The following is a 13,016-nucleotide window of genomic DNA, read 5'->3' as shown; positions in this document are numbered from 1 at the left end:
CCCGTCGCCGGCGAATCGGCGGTGGGGGCTGCTTCAGCGTGGGGGGAGGTCTGGCCAGTTGTCGGCCACCAGGAACATCCGTTCGACCTCTGCCCATGTCCCGTCCGGCTGTTCCTCCACCCTGCTCAGCAGGTGTGCGTGGGCATCGGGCTCCAGCCCTTCCCGCCAGGCGGTGAAGCGCGCTGCATTCCAGCAGGCTTGTGCTTCGAACCGCGCCGGTGCCAGCCATGCGTGGCGGGGCAGGGGCTGCCAGCATCCATTATCGGCTTCGCTCCATTGCGATTGACGTAGCCAGCCACCGCGCAGGTGCCGGGGGTTGGCGCCGTCAGGCGAGTGGGTCTGTCCCGACCGTGGGTAGAACAGGTAGCCGCCAAGCCACAGGTGGGCCTGCACCCGATCCAGGCCCAGTCCGGCCAGCACCGAGTGACTCCGCGATCCGCTCGACATGGGCAACTGGTGCTGTACCAGGTGCGCCAGCTTGCGCCCCAGCCGGTCATGGCAACCGGGGCCGAGCCAGAGGTCCGGGTTGCCGCCGTCACCGCTCGGTGGTCCCAGATAGAGCTTGATGGCCAGCTCCAGGTGATGATCGCCTTCGCGGTCGCGCAGCAGGATGTCCAGTTCGCCCAGGGTGTGCCCGCCGTCGCGGATCGCCAGGTTGGCCGCCAGCAGCTCGATGCCCGGCGCCTGCTGCAGGGCGAACTGCCACAGGCTTTCGTAGTACAGGCCCAGGCGCCGGCTGTTCAGGCGTGTCAGCCAGGCCAGCAGCGGCGCAGGCTCCTGGTCGAGCGACGCGAGCCATTGGCTCAGGCGCTGCGGATCATCGGCCCAGGCGCTGCCCTGCAGCGGGTGGCGCTGGGGGCAGCCGGCCTGCGCCAGCAGCGGGGGCGACAGCAGCGCCCAGGCCAGGTCGCGCACGGCAGGGTGGCGCAGCTGGCGGGGCAGGGACTCGAGGTCGGCGAAGGGCATCATCCTGCGAGCATAGCCGGTTTGCCGCTGGCCGGTCCTTTCGCCCATAATCCCGGCATTGTCACCCCGCCGCAGAGCCTTGCAGGAGCACCATGGAGCAATTTCGCAATATCGGTATCATCGGACGCCTTGGCAGCTCCCAGGTGCTCGACACCATTCGCCGACTGAAAAAATTCCTCCTCGAGCGCCACCTGCACGTGATCCTCGAGGACACCATCGCCGAAGTCCTGCCTGGCCACGGCCTGCAGACTTCCACGCGCAAGCTGCTGGGCGAGGTCTGCGACCTGGTCATCGTGGTCGGCGGCGACGGCAGCCTGCTTGGCGCCGCCCGCGCCCTGGCCCGGCACAACATCCCGGTACTGGGCATCAACCGCGGCAACCTGGGCTTTCTCACCGACATCCGTCCCGACGAGCTGGAAGAGAAAGTCGCCGAGGTGCTCGACGGCCACTACCTGGTGGAGAACCGCTTCCTGCTGCAAGCCGAGGTACGCCGCCACCACGAGGCCATCGGCCAGGGCGATGCCCTCAATGATGTGGTGCTGCACCCGGGCAAGTCGACGCGGATGATCGAGTTCGAGATCTACATCGACGGCCAGTTCGTCTGCAGCCAGAAGGCCGATGGCCTGATCGTTGCCACCCCGACCGGCTCCACCGCCTATGCGTTGTCAGCCGGCGGCCCGATCATGCACCCCAAGCTCGACGCCATCGTCATCGTGCCGATGTACCCGCACACGCTGTCGGGCCGGCCGATCGTGGTGGACGGCAACAGCGAGCTGAAGATCGTCGTGTCCAAGGACCTGCAGATCTACCCGCAGGTCTCCTGTGACGGCCAGAACCACTTCACCTGCGCCCCCGGCGACACCATCACGGTGAGCAAGAAACCGCAGAAGCTGCGCTTGATCCATCCGCTGGACCACAACTACTACGAGGTCTGCCGCACCAAGCTCGGCTGGGGCAGCCGCCTGGGCGGCAGGGACGACTGATGCTCGATCCGGCGCGCAGTTTCGACATCATCGGTGACGTGCATGGTTGTGCGCTCACCCTCGAACGCCTGCTCGACGCGCTCGGCTACAAGCGGGTCGGCGGGGTCTGGCGCCACCCGCGGCGCCAGGCGCTGTTCCTCGGCGATATCGTCGACCGCGGCCCGCGCATCCGCGAGGCGCTGCACATCGTCCACGATATGGTCGAGGCGGGCCAGGCCTTCTGCATCATGGGCAACCATGAGTACAACGCCCTGGGTTGGGTTACCCCGGCACTGCCCGGCAGCGGCAAGGCTTTCGTGCGCGAGCACACCCCGCGCCATGCCCGGCTGATCGACGAGACCCTCACCCAGTTCGCCCAGCATCCTGGCGACTGGCACGATTTCATCCAGTGGTTCTATGAGCTGCCGTTGTTCGTCGACGCCGGGCGCTTCCGCCTGGTGCACGCCTGCTGGGACCCGCGGCTGATCGAGCCGCTGCGCCAGCAGTACCCCACGGGCCGCATCGACGAGCACTTCGTGCAGGCGTCGGCGGTGTCCGGCAGTTTCGCCGCCACGGTGTGCAACCGCCTGCTGCGCGGCACCGACATGCGCCTGCCGGACGGCCTGACGCTGACCGGCGGCGACGGCCTGACCCGCGCCTTCTTCCGCACCAAGTTCTGGGAGGAAGACCCGCAGACCTACGGCGACATCGTTTTCCAGCCCGACGCGCTGCCCGACGAAGTGGCCCGCACGCCCCTAAGCCACAGCCAGAAGAACGCCCTGCTGCGCTACGACGAGGACGAGCCGCTGCTGTTTGTCGGCCACTACTGGCGCAGCGGACGCCCGGCGCCGATCCGGGGCAACCTGGCGTGCCTGGACTACAGCGCCGTGCTCTACGGCAAGCTGGCGGCCTACCGCCTGGATGACGAAACCCGCATTGACCCGCACAAGTTCGTCTGGGTCGACGTCGACCGTCCGCAGGCCAGCCAATGAACGTGATCGAAGTACTGCGCCTGCCGCTGGCGGTCGACCTCAGCGGTTTCGTCGCCTTGCTGCGGCGCCTGCAGGTACCGCACCGGGTGGTGGAGGAGGGCGAGGAGCAGGTGCTGTGGGCGCCGCCGGCCATGGCCGGGGATGTGCTCGAACTCTACCGGCGTTTCCCTGATGGCAATGCCGATCTGCAAGCCTTGCCGGAACCCGTGGAGGTCGCTCCGGCGGCGCCTTCGCTGAAGGAGCAGGCCATGGCCTGCAAGGTCACCGCTGCGGTGCTGATCCTGAGCCTGGTGGTCGCCGGGGTAACCGGCCTGGGCGACAACCTGTCGACCATCGGCTGGTTCACCTTCCTGTCGTTCAAGGTGCAGGGCGACTACCTGTACTTCACCCCGTTGCTCCAGGGCCTGGCCGAAGGCCAATGGTGGCGCCTGGTGTCGCCGATGCTGCTGCACTTCGGCGTGCTGCACCTGGCAATGAACGGCCTGTGGTACTGGGAACTGGGCAAGCGCATCGAGTTGCGCCAGGGCCCGTGGATGCTGCTGGGTCTGACCTTGCTGTTCAGCCTGGTGTCCAACCTGGCCCAGCATTTCACCAGCGGCCCGAGCCTGTTCGGTGGCTTGTCCGGCGTGCTCTATGGCTTGCTAGGGCATGTCTGGCTGTACCAGTGGCTGGCGCCCAATCCGCAATTCAACCTGCCCAAAGGCGTGCTGGTGATGATGCTGATCTGGCTGGTGATCTGCCTGAGCGGCGTGGTCGGCCAACTGGGCTTCGGCCAGATCGCCAACGCCGCCCATGTCGGCGGGTTGCTCATCGGATGCCTGACCGGCCTCTTGGGCGGAGCACTCGCCAGGCGTAGACTGTCGGCCTGACTGAGGAGACACCATGTCCACTTTCGCGCAAATGATCGAAAACATCACCCCCGAGATCTACGAGAGCCTGAAGACGGCCGTGGAGATCGGCAAATGGTCCGACGGCCGCAAGCTGACCGCCGAACAGAAGGAGCTGTCGCTGCAGGCGGTGATCGCCTGGGAGATGAAAAACCTCCCCGAGGAGCAGCGCACCGGCTACATGGGCCCGCAGGAGTGCGCCTCGAAGTCGGCGCCGATCGCCAACATCCTGTTCAAGTCGGACTCGGTACATTGATCGAACTCGCTCGTGGCTCTTTGAGCAAGATGGCGGTGCGCCTGGACGCACCGGTCGTTCAATACAGTTTCCGCCTGGATGACACCGAGGTGCCGGTCAACCCGCTGATCGGCCAGGCGATCCGCCTGGAATACCTCGGCGCGATCCACTGCACCCATTGCGGCAAACGCACCAAGACCAGCTTCAGCCAGGGTTACTGCTACCCGTGCATGACCAAGCTGGCCCAGTGCGACGTGTGCATCATGGCCCCGGAGAAATGCCACTACGACGCCGGCACCTGCCGCGAGCCTTCGTGGGGCGAGCAGTTCTGCATGACCGACCACGTGGTCTACCTGGCCAACTCGTCGGGCATCAAGGTCGGCATCACCCGCGCCACCCAGCTGCCCACCCGCTGGCTCGACCAGGGCGCCAGCCAGGCGCTGCCGATCATGCGCGTGGCCACCCGTCAGCAATCCGGGCTGGTCGAGGACGTGCTGCGCAGCCAGGTGCCGGACCGCACCAACTGGCGCGCGTTGCTCAAGGGCGACGCCGAGGTGCTCGACCTGCCGGCCATCCGCGAACAGATCTTCGACGCCTGCGCCGACGGCATCCGCGGCCTGCAGGAACGCTTCGGGTTGCAGGCCATCCAGCCGTTACCCGACGCCGAGGTGGTGCAGATGCGCTACCCGGTCGAGGCCTACCCGAAAAAGATCGTCAGCTTCAACCTCGACAAGGACCCGGTCGTGGAAGGCACCCTGTTGGGCATCAAGGGTCAGTACCTGATCTTCGACACCGGCGTGATCAACATTCGCAAGTACACGGCCTACCAGCTGGCCGTGCTCCAGTAAAAGGATCGTCACCATGCGTACCGAACAACCGCAAGTGATCTACCTCAAGGACTATCAGGCCCCCGAGTACCTGATCGACGAGACCCACCTGACCTTCGAACTGTTCGAGGACCACAGCCTGGTCCATGCGCAGCTGGTCATGCGCCGCAACCCCGAGCGCGGCGCCGGCCTGCCGCCGCTGGTGCTCGATGGCCAGCAGTTGGAGCTGCTGCGGGTGGTGCTGGACGATGTCGAGCTGCACGCGGGCGACTACCAGCTCAGCGACGACAGCCTGACCGTGCAGCCCAACGCCGAGCACTTCACCCTCGACACCAGCGTGAAGATCCACCCGGAGAGCAACACCGCGCTGGAAGGCCTGTACAAGTCCGGCAAGATGTTCTGCACCCAGTGCGAGGCCGAGGGCTTCCGCAAGATCACTTACTACCTCGACCGCCCGGACGTGATGAGCACCTTCACCACCACGGTGATCGCCGAGCAGCATCGCTATCCGGTGCTGTTGTCCAACGGCAACCCGGTCGGCAGCGGCCCTCAGGAAGACGGCCGCCACTGGGCGACCTGGGAAGACCCGTTCAAGAAGCCGGCCTACCTGTTCGCGCTGGTGGCCGGTGACCTCTGGTGCAAGGAAGACACGTTCGTTCGCCAGTCAGGCCGCGAGGTGACCCTGCGCATCTATGTCGAGCCGGAAAACCTCGACAAGTGCGACCACGCCATGGTCAGCCTGAAGAAGTCGATGCGCTGGGACGAGGAGGTCTATGGTCGCGAGTACGACCTGGACATCTTCATGATCGTCGCGGTCAACGACTTCAACATGGGCGCCATGGAAAACAAGGGCCTGAACATCTTCAACTCCAGCTGCGTGCTGGCCCGCGCCGAGACCGCCACCGACGCCGCCCACCAGCGGGTCGAGGGCGTGGTCGCCCACGAGTACTTCCACAACTGGTCGGGCAACCGCGTGACCTGCCGCGACTGGTTCCAGCTGTCGCTCAAGGAAGGCTTCACGGTGTACCGCGATGCCGAGTTCAGCGCCGACATGAACTCGCGCACGGTCAAGCGCATCGAGGATGTCGCCTACCTGCGCACCCACCAGTTCGCCGAGGATGCCGGCCCCATGGCCCACCCGGTGCGTCCGGCGAGCTTCATCGAGATCTCCAACTTCTACACCCTGACCGTGTACGAGAAGGGCGCCGAGGTCGTGGGCATGGTCCATACCCTGCTGGGCGCCGAGGGCTTCCGCAAGGGCAGCGACCTGTACTTCGAGCGTCACGACGGCCAGGCGGTGACCACCGACGACTTCATCAAGGCCATGGAAGACGCCAACGGCGTCGACCTGACCCAGTTCAAGCGCTGGTACAGCCAGGCCGGCACGCCGCGCCTGGAGGTCAGCGAGGCCTATGACGGCGCCGCGCAGACCTACAGCCTGACCTTCCGCCAGAGCTGCCCGCAGACCCCGGACAAGGTCGAGAAACTACCGTTCGTGATCCCGGTGGCCCTGGGCCTGCTGGACGCCGAGGGCAACGACCTGCCGCTGCGCCTGGTGGGCGAGGCGCAGGCCGTCGGCAGCAGCCGCGTGCTGTCGGTGACCGAGGCCGAGCAGACCTTCACCTTCGAGGGGATCAAGGCCAAGCCGCTGCCGTCGCTGCTGCGTGGCTTCAGCGCACCGGTCAAGCTGGGCTTCCCGTACGACCGCGACCAGCTGATGTTCCTCATGCAGCACGACAGCGACGGCTTCAACCGCTGGGAAGCCGGCCAGCAGCTGTCGGTACAGGTACTGCAGGAGCTGATCGGCCAGCATCAGCGCGGCGAAGCGCTCACGCTTGACCAGCGCCTGATCACCGCCCTGGGCACCGTGCTTGGCAATGCGTCGCTGGACCCTGCCATGGTCGCCGAGATGCTCTCGCTGCCGGGCGAGGCCTACCTCACCGAGATCAGCCAGGTGGCCGATGTCGATGCGATCCACGCCGCCCGCGAGTTCGCCCGCCAGCAGATCGCCGAGCAGCTGTTCGACGCCCTGTGGGCGCGCTACCAGGCCAACCGCGAGGTGTCGCGCAAGACGGCCTACGTGGCCTCTGCCGAGCACTTCGCCCGTCGCAGCCTGCAGAACATCGCCCTGTCCTACCTGATGCTCAGTGGTAAGCCGCAGGTACTGGAGGCGACCCTGGAGCAGTTCGACCAGTGCGACAACATGACCGAGCGCCTCACCGCCCTGGCGGTGCTGGTCAACTCGCCGTTCGAGCCCGAGCGGGCCAAGGCGCTGGAGGCCTTCGCCGAGCACTTCAAGGACAACCCGCTGGTCATGGATCAGTGGTTCAGCGTACAGGCGGCCAGTGCACTGCCGGGCGGCCTGGCGCGGGTCCAGTCGTTGATGCAGCACCCGGCCTTTACCCTGAAGAACCCGAACAAGGTGCGGGCGCTGGTCGGCGCCTTCGCCGGGCAGAACCTGGTCAACTTCCACGCCGCCGATGGTTCGGGGTACCGCTTCCTGGCGGACCTGGTGATCGAGCTCAACGCGCTGAACCCGCAGATCGCCTCGCGCCAGCTCGCACCGCTGACCCGCTGGCGCAAGTACGACGACAAGCGCCAGGCGCTCATGAAGGGCGAGCTGGAGCGGATTCTCGCGTCCGGGGCGCTGTCCAGCGATGTGTATGAGGTGGTGAGCAAGAGTCTCGCTTGAGACACCTGGGGCTGCTGCGCGGCCCTTTCGCGGCACAAGGCCGCTCCTACAGGGGACCGCGATCCTCTGTAGGAGCGGCCTTGTGCCGCGAAAGGGCCGCGCAGCGGCCCCAATTGTTCTTGTGGTTAACAAAACATAACGTCCCGCTCGTTGTGTTCCGCCGAACAACCCCGATACGATGACCCGAAGCTATTCCAGGGCTCTGGAACAGGGTTTTCGCAGTACCTGGCAATAGATTGACCCACCACAAGAACACAACAGGGGGCAGTCATGAGAGAGCGGGCAAGGGCACGCTACAGCCTGGCGGCCAGCGCGATGCTGGCGCTGACGCTGAGTATCGGGGCCGGGCAAGTCCTGGCGGCGGTGGCCGCCGAGGAATACTCGGTAGAGTCGGCCAAGGCCAGCCAGAGCCTGTTGATCGGCGCCACCCACGCCGGGCAGCGCCTGGTGGTGGTCGGCGACCGCGGCCACATTCTGTTCTCCGACGACCAGGGCCAGACCTGGACCCAGGCCCGGGTCCCCACCCGGCAACTGCTCACTGCGGTGTTCTTCCTTGACGACAAGCGCGGCTGGGCCGTCGGCCACGACGCGCAGATCCTCGCCAGCAGCGACGGCGGCGCGACCTGGAGCAAGCAGTTCGAAGACCTGTCCCGCGAAGCCCCCTTGCTCGATGTGCGCTTCCTCGACCCGCAGCACGGCTTCGCCGTGGGCGCCTACGGTGCCCTGCTGGAAACCCTCGATGGCGGCCAGCACTGGCAGGACGTCGCCGAGCGCCTGGACAACCCCGAGCAGTTGCACCTCAACGCCATCACCCTGGTGAAGGACGCCGGCCTGTTCATCGTCGGCGAGCAGGGCGGCATGTTCCGCTCCAGCGACGCCGGCCAGAGCTGGACCAAGGTCCAGGGGCCCTACGAGGGCTCGCTGTTCGGCGTGATCGGCACCGCCCAGCCCAACACCCTGCTGGCCTACGGCCTGCGCGGCAACCTGTTCCGCTCCACTGATTTCGGCGACAGCTGGCAGCCGATCGAGCTCAAGGCCGAACGCGGCCCGCTCGAATTCGGCCTGGCAAGCGCTACGCTTCTCGAAGACGGCAGCCTGGTGCTGGTCGGCAACGGCGGCAGCGTACTGCGCAGCCATGATGACGGGCAGACCTTCAGCGTGCGCAACCGCGCCGACCGCATCGCCCTGTCGGGCGTCAGCGGCCTGGGCGGCGGCGGCCTGCTGCTGGTAGGGCAAGGGGGCGTGCACCTGGCCTCGGCCGACGGCACCCAGGAGGCGCGTCCATGACCAGCCGGGAGAGCTTCGACATGCAGCACAAGGACAAGGCCACCCTGCTGGAACGCCTGATCTTCAACAACCGCCCCATCGTCATCGCCATCTGCGTGCTGGTGAGCATCTTCCTGTTCTGGCAGGCCACGCAGATCCGCCCCTCCACCAGCTTCGAGAAGATGATCCCGCTGCAGCATCCGTTCATCGAGCAGATGCTCGAGCACCGCAACGACCTGGCCAACCTCGGCAACACCGTGCGTGTGTCGGTGGAGTCGACCAAGGGTGACATCTTCGACAAGGACTACATGGAGACCCTGCGCCAGATCCATGACGAAGTCTTCTACATCCCCGGCGTCGACCGCGCCGGCCTCAAGTCGCTGTGGAGCCCCAGCGTGCGCTGGAGCGAGGTCACCGAGGAAGGCTTCTCCGGCGGCGAGGTGATCCCCAACACCTACAACGGCTCCCAGGACAGCCTCGACACCCTGCGCGACAACGTGCTCAAGTCCGGCCAGGTCGGGCGCCTGGTGGCCAACAACTTCAAGTCCAGCATCATCGACATTCCGCTGTTGGAGAGCCACCCCGATCCGCAGGATCCGGGCAAGCAGGTCAAGCTCGACTACCAGCAGTTCTCGCATCAGCTGGAAGAGAAGATCCGCGACAAGTTCCAGGCACAGAACCCCAATGTGAAGATCCACATCGTCGGCTTTGCCAAGAAGGTCGGCGACCTGATCGACGGCCTGGTGATGGTGGCGATGTTCTTCGGCGTGGCGCTGGTGATCACCTGGGCGCTGCTGTACTGGTTCACCTGGTGCATCCGCAGCACCATCGCCGTGCTCATCACCACCCTGGTGGCGGTGGTCTGGCAGCTGGGGCTGATGCATGCGGTGGGCTTCGGCCTGGACCCGTACTCGATGCTGGTGCCGTTCCTGATCTTCGCCATCGGCATCTCCCACGGGGTGCAGAAGATCAACGGCATCGCCCTGCAGTCCAGCGACGCCGACAACGCCCTGACCGCGGCGCGGCGCACCTTCCGCCAGCTGTTCCTGCCGGGGATGATCGCCATTCTCGCCGACGCCGTGGGCTTCATCACCCTGCTGATCATCGACATCGGGGTGATCCGCGAGCTGGCCATCGGCGCCTCGATCGGCGTGGCGGTGATCGTCTTCACCAACCTGATCCTGCTGCCGGTGGCGATCAGCTACGTCGGCATCAGCCAGAAGGCCATTGCCCGCAGCAAGAAGGACGCCACCCGCGAGCACCCGTTCTGGCGCCTGCTGTCCAACTTCGCCAGCGCCAAGGTGGCGCCGGTGTCGGTGGTGCTGGCACTGCTGGCCTTCGCCGGCGGCCTCTGGTACAGCCAGAACCTGAAGATCGGCGACCTTGACCAGGGCGCGCCGGAGCTGCGCCCGGACTCGCGCTACAACCAGGACAACAGCTTCATCATCAGCAACTACTCGACCAGTTCCGATGTGCTGGTGATCATGGTCAAGACCCCGGCCGAGAGCTGCTCGATCCACTCGACCATGGCGCCGATCGACGAGTTGATGTGGACCATGGACAACACCCCGGGGGTGCAGTCGACCATTTCCCTGGTGACCGTGTCGAAACAGGTCATCAAGGGCATGAACGAGGGCAGCCTGAAATGGGAAACCCTGTCGCGCAACCCGGACATCCTCAACAACTCCATCGCCCGCGCCGATGGCCTGTACAACGCCGACTGCTCGCTGGCGCCGGTGCTGGTGTTCCTCAACGACCACAAGGCCGAGACCCTGGAGCGGGTCACCGCCGCGGCCAAGGCCTTTGCCGACAGCCACAACAAGGACGGCCTGCAGTTCCTCCTGGCGGCGGGTAACGCCGGCATCGAGGCGGCCACCAACGAAGTGATCAAGTCGGCCGAGCTGACCATCCTCATCCTGGTCTACATCTGCGTGGCGGTGATGTGCATGATCACCTTCCGCTCCTTCGCCGCGACGCTGTGCATCGTCCTGCCGCTGGTGCTGACCTCGGTGCTGGGCAACGCGCTGATGGCGTTCATGGGCATCGGCGTGAAGGTCGCCACGCTGCCGGTGGTGGCGCTGGGCGTGGGCATTGGCGTGGACTACGGCATCTACATCTACAGCCGCCTGGAGAGCTTCCTGCGCGCCGGCCTGCCGTTGCAGGAGGCCTACTACGAAACCCTGCGCTCCACCGGCAAGGCAGTGCTGTTCACCGGCCTGTGCCTGGCCATCGGCGTGTGCACCTGGATCTTCTCGGCCATCAAGTTCCAGGCCGACATGGGCCTGATGCTGACCTTCATGCTGTTGTGGAACATGTTCGGCGCCCTGTGGCTGCTGCCGGCGCTGGCGCGGTTCCTGATCAAGCCGGAGAAGCTGGCGGGCAAGGAAGGCGGGTCGATCTTCGCTCACTGACCAAGGCGGCAGTAGAGTCTGTGGGAGCGGGTTTACCCGCGAATACGATGGTGCACTCACCGACGCATTCGCGGGTAAACCCGCTCCCACAGCGTATACTGTCGGCTCTTTTTTCCATCGGTAATCTCTCGTCCCATGTCCACCCTCGCCACCGCCCTCGCATCCTGCGACATGCTCCTGATCGATGGCCTGCACGCCTTCGACTTCACCTTCGACGCATCCGGCCTCACCATCGAGTGCATGGATGGCCGCCAGCTGCGTCGCTGGACCTTCACCCCCGACCAGATCAGCGCCGCCATCGGCGCGGGCGACGATTGGAGCCTGGCCAGTGACGAAGGCGAGCATCGTCTAGTCTGTATGAGTGCCTTTCGTGCCCCGGATGAAGAAGACGATGAACAGGAAATGGACACGCCTGCTGACCACTAGCCTCATGGCTTTGTCAGTCAACGCCCAGGCCGCCACGTTGCTGGTGGGCAGCTACACCGACAACGGCAGCGAAGGGATCTACCGCTTCGACTTCAATGTCCGCACGGGGCAGATCGACGCTACGCCCCGGCAGGTGGTCAAGAGCGTCAGCCCCTCGTGGCTGGTGCTGTCCGCCGACCAGCGCCAGTTGTTCGCGGTCAATGAAACGCCCAAGGGCCAGGTCAGCAGTTTCTCGCTGGGCAAGCAGGGTGAGATCAAGCTGCTGAACCAGGTGCCCAGCCAGGGCGACGAGCCGACCCACGCCAGCCTCAGCCACGACCAGCGCTACCTGTTCGTTGCCAACTACGCCGTTGCCCCCGACCCCGGTGGCAGCCTGGTGGTGATCCCGGTGGCCCGGGACGGCAAGCTCAAGCCTGTGGTGCAGCAGGCCCGGCATGCGCCGAGCAAGGTCAATCCCGAACGCCAGGCCGGTGCCCATGTGCATTCGCTGGTGTTGTCGCCCGATGGCCGCCACCTGTACGCCAGCGACCTGGGCGCCGACAAGGTGTTCATCTACCGCTACGACGGCGCCAGCCCCGAGCATCCGCTGAGCCCGGCGATTCCGCCCTCGGTGGTACTACCGCCGGGCAGCGGCCCGCGCCATCTGCTGTTCGACGCCAAGGGCCGGCATGCTTACCTGACCCTGGAGATGAGCGCCGAGGTGGTGGTGTTCGATGTGCAGGACGGTGCGTTGACCCAGCGCCAGCGCCTGCCGCTGACCGAGAGCACGGACGCTGCGGCGAAGGCCGCAGGCGGCCTGCACCTGTCGGCCGATGGGCGTTTCCTCTATGTCAGCAACCGTGGCACTGCCAACGAGATCGTGGTGTACGCCGTGGGCAAGGACGATGGCCAACTTACCCTGCTGCAGCGCCGTTCGGTGGAGGGCGACCATCCCCGGGAGTTTGCCCTCGATCCGGATGGCAACTACCTGCTGGTGGCGAACCAGAAGAGCAACCAGATCGTGGTCATGCGCCGCGATCCGCGCAGCGGCAAGTTGGGGGACACGGTGCAGAAACTGCCCCAGCAGGCGCCTTCGGATCTCAAGTTTTTGGAATGAACCTGCGTTTGCCCTGTAGGAGCGGCCTTGTGCCGCGAAAGGGCCGCAGAGCGGCCCCAGGATTTCAGCGTTAATGCATCAATCGCCGGGGCTGCTGTGCAGCCCTTTCGCGGCACAAGGCCGCTCCTACAGGGGGCGCGTGTCCAATTATCGATGGGGGTGATATCCGCTACTGCTGCAATGAATTTTTCCAGGCAGACGCATCGGCGTAAGTTTTGACCCAAGGCCCCAACGGGCTAACGTCAACCACCGAAGT

11 protein-coding genes are annotated in these 13,016 nt (G+C 65.7%); 10 read left to right on the top strand and 1 reads right to left on the bottom strand.

Annotated features, from left to right (window positions below):
- Positions 1-33 precede the first annotated feature (33 nt).
- A complete protein-coding gene (locus POF53_RS14215) occupies positions 34-969 on the bottom strand; it encodes a DUF1853 family protein (protein WP_498968183.1) in 936 nt (311 codons plus the stop codon).
- Positions 970-1,058: 89 nt separating this feature from the next.
- On the opposite strand from POF53_RS14215, the gene POF53_RS14210 reads away from it, so the two are divergent.
- The 10 genes from POF53_RS14210 (at position 1,059) to POF53_RS14165 (ending at position 12,760) form a co-directional block, all read left to right on the top strand.
- Entirely contained in the window at positions 1,059-1,949 is an 891-nt protein-coding gene (locus POF53_RS14210; RefSeq protein ID WP_023632574.1) for an NAD(+) kinase, read from the top strand.
- On the top strand, positions 1,949-2,920 hold the full coding sequence (locus POF53_RS14205; protein ID WP_203647512.1) for a metallophosphoesterase: 972 nt from the start codon (positions 1,949-1,951) through the stop codon (positions 2,918-2,920). The genes POF53_RS14210 and POF53_RS14205 overlap by 1 nt, the downstream gene beginning before the upstream one ends.
- Positions 2,917-3,789: a rhomboid family intramembrane serine protease gene (locus POF53_RS14200; RefSeq protein ID WP_232856001.1), complete on the top strand. Its 873-nt coding sequence runs from the start codon at positions 2,917-2,919 to the stop codon at positions 3,787-3,789. The genes POF53_RS14205 and POF53_RS14200 overlap by 4 nt, the downstream gene beginning before the upstream one ends.
- Before the next feature lie 13 nt (positions 3,790-3,802).
- Positions 3,803-4,063: a YeaC family protein gene (locus POF53_RS14195; RefSeq protein WP_011532970.1), complete on the top strand. Its 261-nt coding sequence runs from the start codon at positions 3,803-3,805 to the stop codon at positions 4,061-4,063.
- Entirely contained in the window at positions 4,060-4,890 is an 831-nt protein-coding gene (locus POF53_RS14190; protein WP_254463396.1) for a DUF2797 domain-containing protein, read from the top strand. Before POF53_RS14195 ends, POF53_RS14190 begins: the two co-directional genes overlap by 4 nt.
- Before the next feature lie 13 nt (positions 4,891-4,903).
- On the top strand, positions 4,904-7,561 hold the full coding sequence (gene pepN / locus POF53_RS14185; RefSeq protein WP_254463397.1) for an aminopeptidase N: 2,658 nt from the start codon (positions 4,904-4,906) through the stop codon (positions 7,559-7,561).
- 270 nt (positions 7,562-7,831) lie between these two features.
- Complete coding sequence (locus POF53_RS14180; protein ID WP_232856003.1) at positions 7,832-8,848, top strand: WD40/YVTN/BNR-like repeat-containing protein; 1,017 nt, start codon at positions 7,832-7,834, stop codon at positions 8,846-8,848.
- Positions 8,845-11,238, top strand: coding sequence for an efflux RND transporter permease subunit (locus tag POF53_RS14175; RefSeq protein ID WP_203647508.1), 2,394 nt, complete (start codon positions 8,845-8,847; stop codon positions 11,236-11,238). The genes POF53_RS14180 and POF53_RS14175 overlap by 4 nt, the downstream gene beginning before the upstream one ends.
- 135 nt (positions 11,239-11,373) lie before the next feature.
- On the top strand, positions 11,374-11,664 hold the full coding sequence (locus POF53_RS14170) for a DUF5629 family protein (protein WP_232856004.1): 291 nt from the start codon (positions 11,374-11,376) through the stop codon (positions 11,662-11,664).
- A gap of 4 nt (positions 11,665-11,668) precedes the next feature.
- Positions 11,669-12,760, top strand: a complete 1,092-nt coding sequence (locus POF53_RS14165; protein WP_498968177.1) for a lactonase family protein — start codon at positions 11,669-11,671, stop codon at positions 12,758-12,760.
- The last annotated feature ends 256 nt before the right edge of the window (positions 12,761-13,016 follow it).

Source organism: Mitsuaria sp. RG (genome assembly GCF_028369275.1).
Classification (GTDB): Bacteria; Pseudomonadota; Gammaproteobacteria; order Pseudomonadales; family Pseudomonadaceae; genus Aquipseudomonas; species Aquipseudomonas peradeniyensis.
The sequence above is the reverse complement of the archived record's forward strand: the minus strand, read 5'-3'. Positions and strand labels throughout refer to the sequence as shown.

Excerpts from the sequence above, each read along its gene's own strand:
- POF53_RS14205 (WP_203647512.1), top strand. The coding sequence starts at position 1,949 with ATGCTCGATCCGGCGCGCAGTTTCGACATCATCGGTGACGTGCATGGT.
- POF53_RS14200 (WP_232856001.1), top strand. The coding sequence starts at position 2,917 with ATGAACGTGATCGAAGTACTGCGCCTGCCGCTGGCGGTCGACCTCAGC.
- POF53_RS14210 (WP_023632574.1), top strand. The coding sequence starts at position 1,059 with ATGGAGCAATTTCGCAATATCGGTATCATCGGACGCCTTGGCAGCTCC.
- POF53_RS14170 (WP_232856004.1), top strand. The coding sequence starts at position 11,374 with ATGTCCACCCTCGCCACCGCCCTCGCATCCTGCGACATGCTCCTGATC.
- POF53_RS14215 (WP_498968183.1), bottom strand. The coding sequence starts at position 969 with ATGATGCCCTTCGCCGACCTCGAGTCCCTGCCCCGCCAGCTGCGCCAC.
- POF53_RS14165 (WP_498968177.1), top strand. The coding sequence starts at position 11,669 with ATGGCTTTGTCAGTCAACGCCCAGGCCGCCACGTTGCTGGTGGGCAGC.
- POF53_RS14180 (WP_232856003.1), top strand. The coding sequence starts at position 7,832 with ATGAGAGAGCGGGCAAGGGCACGCTACAGCCTGGCGGCCAGCGCGATG.
- POF53_RS14195 (WP_011532970.1), top strand. The coding sequence starts at position 3,803 with ATGTCCACTTTCGCGCAAATGATCGAAAACATCACCCCCGAGATCTAC.
- POF53_RS14175 (WP_203647508.1), top strand. The coding sequence starts at position 8,845 with ATGACCAGCCGGGAGAGCTTCGACATGCAGCACAAGGACAAGGCCACC.
- pepN (WP_254463397.1), top strand. The coding sequence starts at position 4,904 with ATGCGTACCGAACAACCGCAAGTGATCTACCTCAAGGACTATCAGGCC.